1 rRNA gene is annotated in these 590 nt (G+C 61.7%); it reads right to left on the reverse strand.

The features are described 5' to 3' along the window. Positions 1–506: 506 nt before the first annotated feature. Positions 507–590: ribosomal RNA gene (locus RUR_RS28495) — 16S ribosomal RNA — on the reverse strand; the annotation flags it as partial.

Genomic DNA, 590 nt, shown 5'->3' on the forward strand with positions numbered 1-590 from the left:
GCCAAGGCATCCACCGTGCGCCCTTAAAAACTTGGCCACATAGATGCTCGCGTCCACTATGCAAATCTCAAACAACAAACCCGCAACCCACACCCACCCGCCGTACTCAGACGACGAAGGATCCGGGAAAGGGAGTGCGAATCAAAAGACTCGATCAGAGGAAAACCCCGGCCCCCCGGACCAGACCCCCAAGACCCGGCGCCACAGGAAACCCTGCGACCACCGGACCCAAAGGCCCGCGACCGAGAGACGCGACGTTCCCTCAGAACCCAACAGTGTGCCCGACCCGGACCCCACCCCACCAAGCGTTCCCACTCCGGAGAGCCTGCGCTCCCCGACGGTACCAACCCGGCGGGCATGACACCCGAACCGAATAACCAGTGCTCCACAAGTGAGCAACCACGCCGAAGACGTTCGCTTCGAAACGCGGTGCAGACCCGACACCATCCGACCCACCGCCTAAGCGGAGAACCGGGAAAGCCATCAGGTCCTTCAATGCTCCTTAGAAAGGAGGTGATCCAGCCGCACCTTCCGGTACGGCTACCTTGTTACGACTTCGTCCCAATCGCCAGCCCCACCTTCGACCGCTC

Source organism: Rhizohabitans arisaemae (assembly GCF_025996515.1).
Classification (GTDB): domain Bacteria; phylum Actinomycetota; class Actinomycetes; order Streptosporangiales; family Streptosporangiaceae; genus Rhizohabitans; species Rhizohabitans arisaemae.